We start from the raw sequence: 14,912 nt of genomic DNA, 5'->3' as shown, positions 1-14,912 counted from the left end.
AGGAACGAACGAAGGGTGCTTACCGACGGTTGTCGGCAAGCACCCTTCGTTGCTCTGACCTGCGGAAACTCCGTAGGCATTCGGTCGGGCTGACAGGATTTGAACCTGCGACCCCTTGACCCCCAGTCAAGTGCGCTACCAAGCTGCGCCACAGCCCGAATCGGTCCCTCATCAGGACCGCAGGAACCTTATCGCAGCCGGGCGCCGGTGGCGGAATCGGGTCGTGCTGCCCGGCGTGCGCCCGAGCGCACTCTCAGCATCACGACTGCACGACAGCGGTCAGCCCATCGACTTCTGGCCGTCGATGGTCTCGCGGATGATGTCGGCGTGGCCGGCGTGCTGGGCGGTCTCGAGGGCGATGTGGATGATCGCGCGGCGCGCCGTCCAGGTGGTCGCGGGACTCCACGGGGCCGCGGGCAGCGGGTGGGCGGCGTCGAGGTCGACGGTCCGCACCAGCTCGTCGGTGGCTGCGGCGACCTCGGCATAGGTCTCCAGCAGATCGGCGAGCGCCTCGTCCTCGCGCATCACGAACGCCTGCTGGAAGGCGACGACCTCGGGCGGCGGGTTGCTCCAGTCGACGTTGGCCCAGTCCGGCTGGTTCGCCGCCCCGTTGACCACGAAGTCGGCCCAGTTTCGCTCCACCAAGGTGACGTGCTTGATGAGGCCGCCCAGCGACAGCGCGCTCACGGTCGGCGTGGTGCGGGCGGCCTCGTCGGAGAGGCCCTGGACGGTGAACCGGAACAGCTCCCGGTGCTTGGTGAGGAGGTCGAGGAGGTCGTCGCGCTCGGAGTTCGTCATGACCGGAACGCTACGGAGCCATCCGGCCAGATCCTGACCTCAATCGGGATCGACCTGGGCCGAGTTCGGAGAGACCTGCAGCGAGGACGTGTCGACGGCGACGAACGCCGACGCCGGGATCTCCTTGAGCTCCTCGACCAGCCGCGCCGGCCAGCGCGCGTTCTGCTCGCCCTGGAAGTACCACGGCGACCCGTTGTCGGCGAGCACCAGCCCGTGCACCTTCATCGCCCGGATCACCGCGACGGCGTACGGCGAGAAGCCCCGGGTGGAGAATCCGGCGCGCATCCGGAACCGGGCGCCCATCGGCGGGTAGGCGAGGCTGCTCCGCGAGCCGGCGTCGTGCCGGGCCGGCCAGAGGTGGTGGGTGCTGGTGACGTCGGTGGTGAACCGGATCGCGTGGTCGACGCGTCCCGCCTTCACCTCGTTCCAGCGCAGCAGTCCGGGCAGGATCGGCAGCCCGGCCGCGTCGGCCGACGTCCAGCCGTCCGGGCGCAACCGGTTGGACCGCAGCGACCACACCGCGCCCGAGCCCGCGACCCAGTTCCCGCGCCGCACCCGGGTGTTCCAGGTCTCGTAGAGCTTGCAGGCGCCCTTGTCCACGACGATCGCGTGCTTGTCCCCCGCCGACCCGCGCCCGCCCTCGATCCGGGTGTCGCGGCCCAGCGGGTAGCGCACCCGGTCGCTCTCGCTCGCGTAGTCGAAGCGCACCCGCACCTTCGGGTGCCCCGACCCCACCACGGTGATCGGGATCCCGTAGTTCGGCCCGTCGCCGTACGACGGGCCGAAGTCCGGGTGCAGGTCGACGCCCGTCGACATGTGCGACAGCCACTGCCGGCTGCGCGCGTGCACCGGCAGGTCACGCACGTCGGCGTGCCACCAGTTGTCGGCGGGGAACTCTGAGCACGACGTGCCGGCGATCGGCCTGGCGGCCGGTGCGGTAGCCGGTGCGGTAGCCGGCACGGTGGCCGGTGCGGCCGTGGGTGCTGCCGCCACGGCCGTTGCGGCGAGGGTCAGGGCGAGCAGGCGTCGCATGGCTCGACGGTAACCCGGCGCGAGCCAGACCCTCACGAATGGTCACGAACCGCACGTTCGGGGCCCGGAAATCTGCGGTTGGTGACCATTCCGCGCACCGACCGCAGGGCGGTCGTCAGCGCTTGCGCTTCTCCCGCGGCCGCTGGTTCAGCACGATCGGCGTGCCGACGAACCCGAACTCCTCGCGCAGCCGGCGCTCGATGAACCGCTCGTACGACGCGTCGAGCTTGCCGGTGGTGAAGAGGACGAACGTCGGCGGCGCGACCGAGGCCTGGGTGCCGAACAGCACGCGCGGCTGCTTGCCGCTGCGCACCGGGTGCGGGTGCTCGGCGACGAGCCGGCCGAGGAAGCCGTTGAGGGCGCCGGTCGAGATGCGGGTCTCCCAGCCCTCGAGGGCCTTCTCGAGCGCGGGGACCAGCCGGTCGATGTGCCAGCCGGTGCGCGCGGTGATGTTGATCCGCGGCGCCCACTGCACCTGGACGAGGTCCCGCTCGATCTCGCGCTCGAGGTAGTAGCGGCGCTCCTCGTCGACGAGGTCCCACTTGTTGAACGCGATCACCAGCGCCCGGCCGGCCTCGCGGACGGTCTGCAGGATGCGGACGTCCTGCTCGGAGATCGCCTGCCCGCCGTCGAGCACCAGCACGGCGACCTCGGCGCGGTCGATCGCGGTCGAGGTGCGCAGCGAGGCGTAGTACTCGTGGCCCGAGGCTTCCTTGACCCGCTTGCGGATGCCCGCGGTGTCGATGAAGCGCCAGGTGGTGCCGCCGAGCTCGATCAGCTCGTCGACCGGGTCGACGGTGGTGCCGGCGACGTTGTCGACGACGACCCGGGTCTCGCCGGCGAGCTGGTTGAGCAGCGAGGACTTGCCGACGTTCGGCTTGCCGACGATCGCGATCCTGCGGGGACCGCCGACCTCCTCGAAGGACTGCGGCGGCGTCTCGGGCAGCGCGGCGAGCACGGCGTCGAGCATGTCGCCCGAGCCGCGGCCGTGCAGGGCGGAGACGGGGTACGGCTCGCCCAGCCCGAGGTTCCACAGGCCGTACGCCTCGGCCTCGGTGCGCTGGTCGTCGACCTTGTTGGCGGCGAGCACGACCGGCTTCTTCGACGCGCGCAGGATCTTCACGACCGCCTCGTCGGCGTCGGTGATGCCCACGGTCGCGTCGACGACGAACAGCACGGCGTCGGCGAGGGTCACCGCGATCTCGGCCTGCGCGCGGATCGCCTCGGCGAGGCCCTTCGCGTCGGGGTCCCAGCCGCCGGTGTCGACGACCGTGAACGCCCGGCCGTTCCAGTTCGCGTCGTACGACACCCGGTCGCGGGTCACGCCGGGGATGTCCTGCACGACGGCCTCGCGGCGGCCGATGATCCGGTTCACCAGCGTGGACTTGCCGACGTTGGGTCGGCCGACCACGGCGAGCACGGGGACAGGACCCATTGCCTCCGGGGCGGCCTCGGGGGTCGCGTCGGGCGTGGGCTCGGTCATGGTGCTCCTTGGTCGGTAACGCCGGTGGCGGGGTCGGGATCGACATCACGGCCCGGCAGCGGGCCGGGCAGCTCCTGCCCGGTCAACGCGCGCGCCTGGTCCAGAAGGACCAACATGTGCTCCCGCAGCAACAACGAGTACTTCTCCACTTGTTCCCGTGTCCTCGGCCACGCCACGGCGTCGACCTGGAACGGCTCACCGAACACCATGTCGATGGTCGCGCCGCGGCGCGGGAGCGAGCCGCTGGTCCCGCCGGGCTCACGGCTGCCGAGCATGATCACGGGTACGACGGGCGCACCGGACACCAGTGCGAGGTAGGCCGCGCCCCGGTGGAACCGCTCGAGGTCGCCGCTGCCGCGGCTGCCCTCCGGGTAGATGCCGACCGCGCGCCCGTCGCGCAGCGCACGCAGGCAGGTCTTCACGGCATCGGGGTCGGTGTTGAAGCGGTCGAGGCGGATCTGGCCCGCCCAGCGCAGGAACCGGCCCAGGAAGCCCGTGAACATCTCCTGCTTGGTCAGCGCGTGCACGGGCCGCGGCGCGTAGATCGCGAGCATCGGGCCGTCGATGACGCCCACGTGGTTGGACGCGAAGATCACGGGTCCCTCGGTGGGGACGGTCCCGATCACGTGCAGGCGCACGTCGTAGCGCCGCCGCAGCAGCCAGGCCGCGATCGGTCGTAGCGGGTGCAGCAGGAAGCGGGACGGCGCCTTCTTCTGGTCGCTGCGCGGCAGCGCGAGGTGTGCGGCGCCGCTGTTCATGTGCGGGCCCCGGCTTCCTCGACCAGGCCGACCACGAGGCCGACGACCTCCTCGAGGGTGTACGGCGTGGTGTCGATGTGCACCGCACCGTCGGCCATCACCAGCGGCGCGGTCGCGCGTCCGGAGTCGATCGCGTCGCGCGCCAGCAACGACGCCTGGGTCGCCTCGACGTCGGCGCTCCCCTGCTCGGCGGCGCGTCGGAGCGCGCGGGCCGAGGGGTCGGCGCTCAGGTAGACCTTCACCGGCGCGTCCGGGACCACGACGGACCCGATGTCGCGGCCCTCGACGACGATGCCTCCGTCGGCGGCGATCACGTCGCGCTGGAGCTGGAGCAGCCGGGCCCGCACCTCGGGGACGGCGCTGACCGGCGAGACCGCGGCGTTCACGGCGTCGCTGCGGATCGCCACCGCGACGTCCGCGCCGTCCACGGTGATCGTCGGCCCGAGCGGGTCGGTGCCCGAGACGATCTCCGGCTCGTGGCAGCGCGCGGCGACGGCGACCGGGTCGTGCACGTCGACGCCGTGCTCGAGCATCCAGCAGGTCATCGCGCGGAACATCGCGCCGGTGTCGAGGTAGCGCAGCCCCAACCGGTGCGCGACACCCCGCGAGGTGCTCGACTTGCCGGATCCGGAGGTGCCGTCGATCGCGACGACGAGGGGGCTGCTCACGGGCCCACAGCCTACCGGTGGGTCACCCATCCCCGGGATTCGAGCGAGGCCAGCAGGTGCTCGCCGCGCGACTCCTCGACGAGCAGCTCGACCAGACCCACGGCGCGGCCGAGGTCGTGGTCGATGCGCACGTCCTCGATGTTGACCTCGGCCTCCCCCGCCGCCGCGAACAGCCGCGCGAGCACGCCCGGCTCGTCGGGCACCGACACGAAGACCGACGCCGTCGGCCGCACCGGCCCGCCGTGCTTGCCCGGGATCGCCCGGGTGCCGTCCACGCCGCGGTCGAGCAGCACCCGCAGCGTGTCGCGGTCGGCGTCGGTGAGCGCCTGGATCATCGAGTCCAGCCCGGCGCGCACCTCCGAGAGCAGGTCGACGACCGCGGCCGAGTTCGCGGCCACGATCTGCCCGTAGAGGTCGGGGCTCCCGGCCGCCACCCGCGTGACGTCGCGGACCCCCTGGCCGGACAGCTTGAGGTAGTCCGCGGGAGCGTCGGCAAGCCGCCCGGCCACCAGCGACGCGAGCAGGTGCGGGACGTGCGACGTCCGCGCCACGGCCCGGTCGTGGTCCTCCGGGCTGAGCCGGACGACGACCGCGTTGCACAGCGCCACGAGCTCCTCGACCAGCGCGACGGCGTCCGGGTCGGCGTCGGCGTGCGGCGCCACCGCCCAGGGTCGGCCCTCGAAGAGGTCGGCCGTCGCGGCCAGCGGACCGGAGCGCTCGCTGCCGGCCATCGGGTGGCTGCCGACGTAGCGCCGGACGCGAGGCTCGCCCGCGACCTCGGCCAGCGGCCCCGCCTTCACACTCCCGACGTCGGTGACGACGGCGTCGCCGGCCCGCAGCGCGGCGGCGATCGCGGCGCCGAGGTGGTCCGGCGGCACGGCGACCACGACGAGCTGCGGACGGTCACCGGGGGTTCGCGGGCGTCCGGCACCGAGCGCGGACGCCGTCCGCACGTGCTCCGCTGAGAGGTCGCTCAGCAGCACCTCCAGGCCCGCGCGCCGACACGCGAGCGCGATCGACGTCCCCAGCAGGCCGGTGCCGATCACCTCGACCGGGCCCACCAGCTCACTCATCGTCGGGGACCGCGTGGACCCGGGTGAGGTCGCGGCGCAGCGCGGCGGCGCCGTGCAGGTAGACGTGCGTGATGTCGGAGCGCGGCAGGTCGGTCTCGACGTGCGCCATCATCCGCACTACCCGCGGCATCGAGCCGTCGATCTCGAGCTCCCGGGCGCAGATCAGGGGTACGTCGCTGAAGCCGAGGATCCGCGCCGCATAGGCGGGGAACTCGGAGTTCAGGTCGGAGGTCGCGGTGAAGATGATCGAGATGAAGTCGTCGACGTCCAGCCCGTTGGACTGCATGACGTCGGTGACCATCTCGGCCACCCTCTCCAGCATGTGCTCGCGCACGTCCTCGTCGAGCTGGGTCGCTCCTCGCACTGCCCTGACTGCCACGCGGACAGGTTAACGGGGTTGGTAGCTCCCGAATGACCAGTGATTGCCCTCTGGATCCTCGACGCTGCCGCCGCGGCCCCCGTAGTCCTGGTCGACCATCGCGCGGAGCACCGTCGCGCCCGCCTCGACGGCCCGGTCGAAGACCGCGTCCGGGTCGTCGGCGACCAGGTACGCCGCGGACCCGCCGACGTTCGTGACCGCCCCGCCCTCGCGGAGGCTGCCGAACATCAGACCGCCTCCCCCGGGCCACAGCCACTCGGCGTGCTCGACGACGGACGGGTCGGTCTCTGACCGGTACGTCGCGTGCTCGACGAAGCCGATCGCGGACAGGAAGGCGATCATCGCGTCGGCGTCGCGGAAGGACATCGTGTGCCAGAGCCGGACCTCTGCTGCGTTCGTCATGACCTCAGCCTCCCGCGGCGCGTGCGTCGAGGTCTTGGAGGAATGGGAACTCCTCGCGCAGCCACGTCGTCGGCGGGCAGCCCGCCAGGGCGCTCCACTCGCGGGTGAGGTGCGCCTGGTCGGCGTACCCGCACCGGTACGCCACCTCTGCCAGCGGCAACCGCCCCATGAGGGACCGGGACGCCTCGAACCGGCCGAGCCGCTGCACCTGCTTCGGCGCCAGGCCGCACTCGGCCCGGACCAGCCCAGCCAGGTGCCGGCGGCTGTAGCCGACCTCGTCGGCCACCTCCTGGACCCCCGCCCCGCGGGTGAGCCGGGCCAGCGCCCGGCCGACCTCGGCCCGCGCCGCGGGTACGTCGACGAGCGCGGCGGCCAACGTGTGCTCGACCACCGCCACCCACGCGTGAGCCGGCGCCTCGTGCAGGCGCTCCGGCAGCGTGCGCAGCCACGGTGCCACGTCCTCCAGCTCGAGCAGCTCGCCGGCGAGCGCCGCCGCCGGCAGCCCGAACAGTGCCCGGGCGCCCGCGGTGGTGAGCTCGAGCTGGACGCCGGCCTGGTGGCCGTCGTGGTGGATCTCGGCGGGGTGGGCGTGCAGCCCCGACACCGTCGACCAGCGGCGCGCGCGGCTGGCCGGGTCCCCGGCCCACCCGACGTCGAGCGGCTCCCCGACCGGCAGCACGAACGTCAGCGTCGTGCCGGGCAGCCCGCGGTGGACGCCCGCCGGTCCGAGCGCGACGTCGTACGCCGAGACGGAGGCGACGTACGGCGCGAGAACTCCGTCGGGCGAAGGAGCCATGCAAACACCGTATCCGGGGTACAACTGCTGCGTGCCAACTCAGGACCAGCTCATGATCGTCGTCGAGCGACGCGACGACACCGCCGTCGTGCGGTGCGCCGGCGAGGTCGACCTCGCCACTGTGGGCGCGCTGCGCGCCAAGCTCCAGGAGATCCAGGTGGACGGGCCGTCGCGGCTCGTCCTGGTGCTCGACGAGGTCACGTTCATGGACTCGCTCGGGCTCGGCGCCCTCATCGGCGCCTACAAGCGGGCGCGCGTGCTCCAGACCTCGATGGTCCTCGTGTGCACGAGCAGGCCGGTGCTCAACGTGCTGCGGGCGACGTCGCTGGACCGGGTCTTCCGGATCCACGACGACCTCGACGACGCGCTCGCCGGGGAGCTCGTGTAGTCCTCGGGGTCACCCGAACCGGGGGGTGTGGGCGCCCTGCTGTCCCCTCCAGACTCGCAGGATCACCCCTGCACGCCTGAACTCGACCATCGCCGTGCTGTTCATGATCGGCTCGGCGTGCTTCGTGCTGGGCTCGGTGCCCGCCTACCTCGACGGCGTCGGCGCCCGCGCCGACGCGCTGACCTACGTCGTCGGGGCGGTGTTCTTCACGGCGGCGTCGCTCGGCCAGCTGCTCCAGGCGCAGTCCCCGACGGTGCCGCCGCTCACCTGGTGGTCGTGGCAACCCCATGACCGGAACTGGGTCGCCGCCGCGACGCAGTTCCCCGGCACGCTCTGCTTCAACGTCAGCACGACCGCCGCGCTGGCGACGTACGCGTCCACGCAGGCGGAGAACCACCACGTCTGGCGGCCCGACGTGGTCGGCTCGACGCTCTTCCTGGTCTCCAGCACGTTCGCACTGCTCGCCCAGGCGGGCCTGATCGCCTGGCTGAACATGGTCGGCTCGGTGCTCTTCGGCATCTCGGCGATCGGTGCGTACGTGCTGCCCGACGGCTCCGCCGTGGACGACCTCGCCGCCGTCGGCGGCACCCTCCTCGGCGCCGTGTGCTTCTTCGTCGGCGCCGCCCTCATGCTCGTGTGCTTCGAAGGAGAACCCACATGACCACCACGTCCGACGCCGACGCCGCCCTGTTCGGCAACCGCTTCGCAGCCCAGGACACCCCCAGCCGGACGTTCCCCGACGGCGGGATGACCTCGGTCGACGCGATGCGGCTGGTGGCGGAGGACCTCGCCATCGAGGGTGATCCGGCCCGCAACCTCGCGACGTTCGTGACCACCTGGATGGAGCCGGAGGCGCAGCGGCTGATCGCCGCGAACCTGCACCGCAACTTCATCGACCACGCGGAGTACCCGCGGACCGCCGAGATCGAGCAGCGCTGCATCCGGATGCTCGCCGACCTCTTCCACGCGCCCGGTGAGACCACCGGCGCGCGCACCCAGGGCTCGTCGGAGGCGATCATGCTCGGCGCGCTGTCGCTGAAGTGGAACTGGCGGACGCGGCAGCAGGCCGCCGGCCGGCCGACGACCAACCCCAACCTGGTCTTCGGCGGCGACGTGCACGTGGTGTGGGAGAAGTTCTGCCGCTACTTCGACGTCGAGCCGCGGATCGTGCCCCTGCGACCCGGCAAGTACACGATCGGGCCCGAGGACGTCGAGCCGTTCGTGGACGAGAACACGATCGGCGTCGCGGCCGTCCTGGGGACGACGTTCACCGGCCACCGCGACGACATCGTCGGCATCAACGACCTGCTGGTCCGGATCCGCGACGAGCGGGACATGGACGTCCCCCTGCACGTCGACGGCGCCAGCGGCGGCTTCGTGTGGCCGTTCCTCTACCCGGACTCCGCCTGGGACTTCCGCCTCGAGCAGGTGCGGTCGATCAACGTGTCCGGGCACAAGTTCGGCCTGGTCTACCCCGGCGTCGGCTGGCTCGTCTTCAGGGAGAAGGCCGACCTCGCGCCGGACCTGGTCTTCAAGGAGAACTACCTCGGCAAGACCGACGAGACGTTCACCCTGAACTTCTCGACCGGCTCGAGCATGGTGCTCGCGCAGTACTACAACTTCGTGCGGTTCGGCCGCGCCGGCTACACGTACAAGCTGCGGAACATGCAGCACAACGCCCACCGGCTCGCCGACCGGCTCGAGGAAATGGGCCGCTTCGAGATCATCGGCCGCGACCACGAGCAGCTCCCGCTGGTGGCCTGGCGGCTGGCCGAGAGGACGTCGTACGACGAGTTCGACATCGCCTGGCAGCTGTCGGCCGAGCGCGGCTGGATGGTCCCTGCCTACACGCTGCCGCCAGATGCCCAGGAGGTCACGATCATGCGCGCCCTGGTGAAGGAGACGTTCAGCCAGGAGCACGTCGACACGCTCGCCCGCGACATCGCGGAGGCCTGCGCCACCCTCGACGAGAAGGGCGGGGCGCACGAGTCCGAGCGCGCCAAGATGGTGGTCGGTCCGGGGCACTAGCGCCGTCAGCGGCCGAGCGCCGCCTCCACATCGATGCTGCTGAGCTTCTCGGGGTTGCGCACCGCGTAGATCCGGCTGATCCGGCCGTCCTCGACCGTGAACAGGATCGCGGTCTCGTGGCCGTCGTCCAGCCCGACGATGCGCGCGCCGGGAGCCCCGTTGAGCAGCACCGGCACGATCGTCGCGCCGGCGCCGAACTTGGGGAACGTGCGCAGCAGGTTCGCCACCTTCTTCGCGCCGGCGACCGGGTTCGTGACCGCCTGGGCGATCCCGCCGCCGTCCGCGACCATGACCACGTCCGGGGCGAGGGCGTCCAGCAGCCCCTGGAGGTCACCGCCGCTGACCGCCGCGAGGAACCGCTCGACGACCTCCTGCTGCTCGTCACGGCTCACCGCGACCCGCGGACGCCGGGCGGCGACATGCTCGCGGGCGCGGTGCGCGATCTGGCGTACGGCGGCCTCCGACTTCTCGACCGCCTGCGCGATCTCGCCGTACGGCACGTCGAAGACCTCCCGCAGCACGAACACCGCGCGCTCGGTCGGCCCCAGCGTCTCCAGCACCGTGAGCATCGCGAACGACACGCTCTCGGCGAGCTCCACGTCCTCGGCGACGTCCGGCGCGGTCAGCAGCGGCTCGGGCAGCCACTCGCCGACGTAGTCCTCGCGGCGGCGCGCGTTCGCACGCAGCCGGTCGAGCGCCTTGCGGGTGGTCATCCGGACCAGGTACGCGCGCGGGTCACGGACCTCGGCTCGGCCCTCCGGAGCGATCGCGTCCCAGCGGATCCAGGTGTCCTGCACGACGTCCTCGGCCTCGGCGGCCGAGCCGAGCATCTCGTAGGCCACGGTGAACAGCAGCCGCCGGTGGGCGACGAACGGGTCCTCCAGCACGGTCACGACCCTACGGTGGCCCGCTCGGCGAGCGGCTCGAGCCCGCACGCCGCGGCGAAGCCGTCGGACTCGATGCCGAGGGCGACGTTCGGCCGCGTCGTGGAGTTCGCGAACGCGATCACCGCAGTCAGCTCGAGGAGCGCCGCGTCCCCGATCTGCGAGCGCAGCGAGGCGACCATCTCGTCGGTCACGGTCGGCTCGGTCTCCGTCATCGCCTCCGCGTAGCCGAGCACCTCGCGCTCCAGCGACGAGAACACGTCCGCGTCGCGCCAGCGCGGGATCTCGCGGGCCTTGGTCATGTCGAGGTTCTTGTTGTGCGCCTCGAAGTAGTTGAAGTCCAGGCACCAGGTGCAGCCGACCATCGACGCGACCGCCATGTGGGCGAAGGACTTCAGCTGCTCGTCGCAGGCGTCCCACTTCTTGACCTTGCCACCGAAGGAGGCCATGTCCATGAGCACCTTCTGGTTGTGCCAGTACACGCCGATCGAGGTCGGCACCTGGCCGAGCGTCCTGCGGGCGAAGCGCTTGATGATCCAGCCCTTGAAGCCGGTGATCTCGGCGACAGGGATGCGGGTCGTGGTGGTCATGTCGTCCTCCTGTTCGGGTCGGTTCGACATGAAGACGCCGGCCCCGGTCGGCCTGTGACAGGCCTGGAGGAGAAAGTTCAGAGCGCCGCGCGGTCCAGCAGCTCCCCGAGCTCGTCGAGCGTGAGCTCGCGCATCTCCCCCGACCGCAGGCCGCGCAGCACCACGGGGCCGATCTGCGTGCGGGTGAGCCGGCGTACCGGGAAGCCGAGGTGGTCGAACAGCCGCCGCACGATCCGGTTGCGGCCCTCGTGGATCACCACCTCGACGATCGACTTCTCCTTGCCGGCCTCGATGATCCGGGCCTTGCTGACCGTGACCGGCCCGTCCTCGAGCGTGACGCCCTCGAGGAGCTTCTTGAGCGTGCCGCGGTAGATCTCGCCCTCGACCTCGGCGACGTAGGTCTTGTCCACCTCGTACGACGGGTGCGCCAGCCGCTGCGCGAAGTCGCCGTCGTTGGTGAGGATGATCAGCCCCGAGGTGTCGGTGTCGAGCCGGCCGACGTGGAACAACCGCTCGGGCCGGTCCGCGACCAGGTCGCCCAGGCTGCGTCGACCCTCGGGGTCCGACATCGTCGAAACGACGCCGCGTGGCTTGTTGAGGACGAGGTAGACCTTCTCCGACACGGGGGGCAGCCGCTTGCCGGACACCCGGATCACCGCGGTGCGCGGGTCGACCTTGGTGCCGAGCCGGGTGACGACCTCGCCGTCGACCTCCACCTCGCCGTCGAGCATCAGCTCCTCGCACTTGCGGCGCGAGGCGACGTTCGACATCGCCAGCAGCTTCTGCAGCCGGATCAGGCCGTCGTCGTCGGTCGGGAGGTCACTCACGTCGGCTCGGTCCCGCCGTCGGGCTCGGTGCCGTCACCGCTGTGCGGCGAGTGCGGCTGGTGCGGCTCCGGCTCGGGCGCCTGCTCCGTGGCGACGGGCGCGACCATCTCGGCCAGCTCGTCCTCGAGGTCGTCCATGTCGGGCAGGTACGGCGCCAGCTCGGGCAGCTCGTCGAGCGAGCTCACCCCGATCCGCTCCATGAAGTACGCGGTCGTGCGGTACAGGTGCGCGCCCGTGCTCTCGTCGTGGCCCGCCTCCTCGAGCAGACCCCGCGACAGCAGCGTGCGCATCACGCCGTCGACGTTCACGCCCCGGATGGCCGACACCCGGGCCCGCGAGATCGGCTGCTTGTAGGCCACCACCGCGAGGGTCTCCAGCGCGGCCTGGGTGAGCCGGGCCTGCTGGCCCTCGAGCACGAAGCCCTCGACGACCGCGGCGTACTCCTCACGGGTGTAGTAGCGCCACCCGCCGCCGACGTTGCGGAGCTCGAAGCCACGGCCCTGCTCGGTGTACTCCGCGGCCAGCCCGGCGAGCGCGAGCGAGACCTCCTCGGTCGGGTAGCCGGTCGCGGTCGCCAGCGCCATCTCGTCCAGCGGCTGGTCGGCGACCATGAGCAGCGCCTCGAGCGACGGGCGCAGCTCCGCGACGGGGACCGCCAGCGTCTCCTCGGCCTCAGTCGTCTCGGTCATCGTCGTCTCCCTCTGGTCCGCCCTGATCGGCATCGTCCTCCACCGGCGCGCCGTCGAACTCGTCGGTGATCAGCTCGTCGACGTCGGCGTCCTCGTCTCCCGTCCACCGTACGGTGAGCTCGCCCAGCGGCGTCACCTGGTCGAACGCGACCGCGCTCTCGCGGAACAGCTCGAGCAGCGCGAGGAACCGCGCCACGGTCGTGAGCCGGTCGGGCGAGTCCCCGCACAGCGCGCGGAACGTCATCGTCCCCGAGCGGCGCAGCCGGTCGACGACCAGGGCGGCCTGCTCGCGCACGCTGACCTTCGCGGCGTGGATGTGGTGCAGCGAGACCTCGAGCACCGGCTTGGGCTCGAGCGCCTTCGCGGCCATCTGGGCGAACTGCTCCAGCCCGATCCCGATGAGCACCTCGGGCAGCAGCCCGGCGAACCGCTCCTCCAGACCGACCGCGCGAGGGTGCCGGCGCGCTTCGCCGGCCAGCCGCTGCTCGAGCACCGCGGCCACCTGCTTGAAGGCGCGGTACTGCAGCAGCCGGGCGAACAGCAGGTCGCGGGCCTCCAGCAGCGCGAGGTCCTCCTCGTCCTCGACGTCACCCTGCGGCAGCAGCCGCGCCGCCTTCAGGTCGAGCAGCGTGGAGGCGACGAGCAGGAACGACGTCGTCTGCTCGAGGTCCCAGACCTTGCCACCGGCCTTGACGTGCTCGATGAACTCGTCGGTGACCGTCGACAGCGAGACCTCGGTGATGTCGAGCTTGTGCTTCGCGATCAGGTTGAGCAGGAGGTCGAACGGACCCTCGAAGTTCTCCAGCCGCACCTCGAAACCGGGCGTGGCCTCGGACTGCTCGACGGGCTGCCCGGCTGACGGCCCGGATGACGGCCCGGCTGACTGGTCGACTGGCGGAGTCATTCCTCGGTCAACCGTCGGACCAGCGCGCTCTCGTCGCCGCGGGCCTCGAAGTCCGCGAGCACGAGCGCGATCGCCTCCCGGACCACCCGGCCCCGGTCGACGGCCAGGCCGTGCGAACGGCGCAGCACCAGCCGGGCGTGCTCGAGGTCGAGCAGCTCGTCGGAGGTGATGTACACCGTCATCTTCTCGTCGTGCCGGACCCGGCCGCTCGGCTTCTTGCGGCCGTCCTGCTCGGGCTCCGCCGGCGCAGCCTCCGGCTCCTCGGTGCGGGCGGTGGGGCGGAACAGGTCGTCGGCGGCAGGCAGGCTCACCCGTCGAGGCACCGGGCCAGCACCTCCTTGGCCAGCTGGCGGTAGGCGTCCGCACCGCTCGACGAGCTGGCATAGGTCGTGATCGGCTCGCCGGCGACGGTGGAGTCGCTGAACTTCACGGTACGCCGGATGACGGTGTGGAACACCAGGTCGCCCCAGGCCTGCACCAGCCGCTCCATCACCTCGCGCGAGTGCAGCGTGCGGCCGTCGTACATGGTGCCGAGCACGCCGTCGATCTCGAGCTTGGGGTTGAGCCGCTCCTGGACCTTGTCGATCGTGGTCTTGAGCAGCGCGACGCCGCGCAGCGCGAAGTACTCGCACTCGAGCGGGACGATCACGCCGTCGGAGGCCGTGAGCGCGTTGACCGTCAGCAGGCCGAGCGACGGCTGGCAGTCGATGAGGATGACGTCGTAGTGGGCGAGCGCCGGCTCGAGCACCCGCTTGAGGGTCTGCTCGCGCGCGACCTCGTGGACCAGCTGGACCTCGGCGGCCGAGAGGTCGATGTTCGAGGGCAGCAGGTCCATCCCGGGCACGCCGGTGGGTACGACGACCTCGTCGAGCGACACCTGGCGGTCCATCAGCAGGTTGTAGACCGTCAGCTCCATCTCGTGCGGGTTCAGCCCGAGGCCGACCGACAGCGATCCCTGGGGGTCGAAGTCGACGAGCAGCACCTTGCGGCCGAACTCGGCCAGCGACGCGCCCAGGTTGATCGTGGTCGTGGTCTTGCCGACCCCGCCCTTCTGGTTGCACATCGACACGACCCGGGCCGGGCCGTGCTCGGTGAGGGGTGTCGGCTCCGGGATCACCGGCATCGGCCGGCCGGTCGGGCCGAGCTTGGCCTCCGAGACCGGGCGCTCGAAGGGCAGGGGGTCGGTCACGGGCGACTCATCTCCGATGGTGGG

Annotated in this window: 19 protein-coding genes and 1 tRNA gene; 3 read left to right on the top strand and 17 right to left on the bottom strand. The window is 71.6% G+C overall.

The genetic code is table 11. The features are described from left to right. Positions 1-84: 84 nt before the first annotated feature. The 10 genes from ABD875_RS01845 to ABD875_RS01800 form a co-directional block, all read right to left on the bottom strand. Positions 85-158 (bottom strand) — tRNA-Pro (locus ABD875_RS01845). A gap of 121 nt (positions 159-279) precedes the next feature. After that, the gene (locus ABD875_RS01840; RefSeq protein ID WP_345170763.1) at positions 280-798 is read right to left on the bottom strand and encodes a DinB family protein; all 519 of its coding nucleotides are present in this window, start codon (positions 796-798) and stop codon (positions 280-282) included. A gap of 39 nt (positions 799-837) precedes the next feature. Next, complete coding sequence (locus ABD875_RS01835; protein ID WP_345170762.1) at positions 838-1,830, bottom strand: hypothetical protein; 993 nt, start codon at positions 1,828-1,830, stop codon at positions 838-840. 115 nt (positions 1,831-1,945) lie between these two features. Then, entirely contained in the window at positions 1,946-3,313 is a 1,368-nt protein-coding gene (gene der, locus ABD875_RS01830; RefSeq protein ID WP_345170761.1) for a ribosome biogenesis GTPase Der, read from the bottom strand. Further along, a complete protein-coding gene (locus ABD875_RS01825; protein ID WP_345170760.1) occupies positions 3,310-4,071 on the bottom strand; it encodes a lysophospholipid acyltransferase family protein in 762 nt (253 codons plus the stop codon). The genes der and ABD875_RS01825 overlap by 4 nt, the downstream gene beginning before the upstream one ends. Further along, entirely contained in the window at positions 4,068-4,739 is a 672-nt protein-coding gene (gene cmk / locus ABD875_RS01820) for a (d)CMP kinase (RefSeq protein WP_345170759.1), read from the bottom strand. The genes ABD875_RS01825 and cmk overlap by 4 nt, the downstream gene beginning before the upstream one ends. Before the next feature lie 11 nt (positions 4,740-4,750). Then, entirely contained in the window at positions 4,751-5,812 is a 1,062-nt protein-coding gene (locus ABD875_RS01815) for a prephenate dehydrogenase (RefSeq protein ID WP_345170758.1), read from the bottom strand. Then, on the bottom strand, positions 5,805-6,191 hold the full coding sequence (gene aroH / locus ABD875_RS01810) for a chorismate mutase (protein ID WP_345170757.1): 387 nt from the start codon (positions 6,189-6,191) through the stop codon (positions 5,805-5,807). Before aroH ends, ABD875_RS01815 begins: the two co-directional genes overlap by 8 nt. A gap of 9 nt (positions 6,192-6,200) precedes the next feature. Next, a complete protein-coding gene (locus ABD875_RS01805) occupies positions 6,201-6,593 on the bottom strand; it encodes a VOC family protein (RefSeq protein WP_345170756.1) in 393 nt (130 codons plus the stop codon). Positions 6,594-6,597: 4 nt separating this feature from the next. After that, positions 6,598-7,389 (bottom strand): helix-turn-helix domain-containing protein, encoded by a 792-nt coding sequence (locus ABD875_RS01800; RefSeq protein WP_345170755.1) that lies wholly within the window; start codon positions 7,387-7,389, stop codon positions 6,598-6,600. Between the two features lie 31 nt (positions 7,390-7,420). Here ABD875_RS01800 and ABD875_RS01795 point away from each other — a divergent pair, with 31 nt between their 5' ends. From ABD875_RS01795 to gad, 3 genes are all read left to right on the top strand, one after another. Next, entirely contained in the window at positions 7,421-7,777 is a 357-nt protein-coding gene (locus ABD875_RS01795) for an STAS domain-containing protein (protein WP_345170754.1), read from the top strand. 94 nt (positions 7,778-7,871) lie between these two features. Next, a complete protein-coding gene (locus ABD875_RS01790; RefSeq protein ID WP_345170753.1) occupies positions 7,872-8,438 on the top strand; it encodes a hypothetical protein in 567 nt (188 codons plus the stop codon). Beyond that, positions 8,435-9,805 (top strand): glutamate decarboxylase, encoded by a 1,371-nt coding sequence (gad, locus tag ABD875_RS01785; RefSeq protein ID WP_345170752.1) that lies wholly within the window; start codon positions 8,435-8,437, stop codon positions 9,803-9,805. The genes ABD875_RS01790 and gad overlap by 4 nt, the downstream gene beginning before the upstream one ends. Before the next feature lie 5 nt (positions 9,806-9,810). Here the strand turns inward: gad and ABD875_RS01780 are convergent, their stop codons facing one another. The 7 genes from ABD875_RS01780 to ABD875_RS01750 all read right to left on the bottom strand — a co-directional run bounded on the left by ABD875_RS01780 (position 9,811) and on the right by ABD875_RS01750 (position 14,888). Then, complete coding sequence (locus tag ABD875_RS01780; protein ID WP_345172647.1) at positions 9,811-10,692, bottom strand: RNA polymerase sigma-70 factor; 882 nt, start codon at positions 10,690-10,692, stop codon at positions 9,811-9,813. 2 nt (positions 10,693-10,694) lie between these two features. Then, positions 10,695-11,279: a carboxymuconolactone decarboxylase family protein gene (locus ABD875_RS01775; protein ID WP_345170751.1), complete on the bottom strand. Its 585-nt coding sequence runs from the start codon at positions 11,277-11,279 to the stop codon at positions 10,695-10,697. Positions 11,280-11,356: 77 nt separating this feature from the next. After that, positions 11,357-12,106: a pseudouridine synthase gene (locus ABD875_RS01770; RefSeq protein ID WP_345170750.1), complete on the bottom strand. Its 750-nt coding sequence runs from the start codon at positions 12,104-12,106 to the stop codon at positions 11,357-11,359. Then, complete coding sequence (gene scpB / locus ABD875_RS01765) at positions 12,103-12,795, bottom strand: SMC-Scp complex subunit ScpB (protein WP_345170749.1); 693 nt, start codon at positions 12,793-12,795, stop codon at positions 12,103-12,105. Before scpB ends, ABD875_RS01770 begins: the two co-directional genes overlap by 4 nt. After that, complete coding sequence (locus ABD875_RS01760) at positions 12,779-13,699, bottom strand: segregation and condensation protein A (protein WP_345170748.1); 921 nt, start codon at positions 13,697-13,699, stop codon at positions 12,779-12,781. The genes scpB and ABD875_RS01760 overlap by 17 nt, the downstream gene beginning before the upstream one ends. After that, on the bottom strand, positions 13,696-14,022 hold the full coding sequence (locus ABD875_RS01755) for a hypothetical protein (protein WP_345170747.1): 327 nt from the start codon (positions 14,020-14,022) through the stop codon (positions 13,696-13,698). Before ABD875_RS01755 ends, ABD875_RS01760 begins: the two co-directional genes overlap by 4 nt. Further along, positions 14,007-14,888: a ParA family protein gene (locus tag ABD875_RS01750; RefSeq protein ID WP_379187300.1), complete on the bottom strand. Its 882-nt coding sequence runs from the start codon at positions 14,886-14,888 to the stop codon at positions 14,007-14,009. The genes ABD875_RS01755 and ABD875_RS01750 overlap by 16 nt, the downstream gene beginning before the upstream one ends. Between the last annotated feature and the right edge of the window lie 24 nt (positions 14,889-14,912).

Origin of the sequence: Nocardioides caricicola (assembly GCF_039541135.1) — a bacterium.
GTDB lineage: Bacteria > Actinomycetota > Actinomycetes > Propionibacteriales > Nocardioidaceae > Nocardioides > Nocardioides caricicola.
Note: the sequence above shows the minus strand (reverse complement) of the source record. Positions and strands in the feature narration are given on the sequence as shown.